At 34.9% G+C, this 238-nt stretch carries 1 protein-coding gene; it reads left to right on the top strand.

What is annotated here, in order from left to right; genetic code table 11:
* Positions 1-26 precede the first annotated feature (26 nt).
* Positions 27-238: hypothetical protein (locus AC0IW9_RS31910; RefSeq protein WP_471652289.1), on the top strand; the 212-nt coding region annotated here is incomplete at its 3' end.

Raw genomic sequence — 238 nt, 5'->3', positions numbered from 1 at the left:
GCCTGAAAGCTTTAGGTGATTTTTACATGCACCAACGCGATTATGTGAATGCAGTAAAGCTACTTACACAGGCATTAAATATTGCTCAGCAAAATAAGTTATTAGATCTGGAAAGAGACACGAATTTAGCGTTGAGTGAAGCCTATGATAAATTTAAAAAATACGACGAATCGCTGGCTTTTTATAAGCAATACGTTATCGTGAAAGAAGAAATATTTAATGCGGAAAAGGAGAAAGA

Source organism: Belnapia sp. AC561, assembly GCF_979252845.1.
The sequence above is the reverse complement of the archived record's forward strand: the minus strand, read 5'-3'. Positions and strand labels throughout refer to the sequence as shown.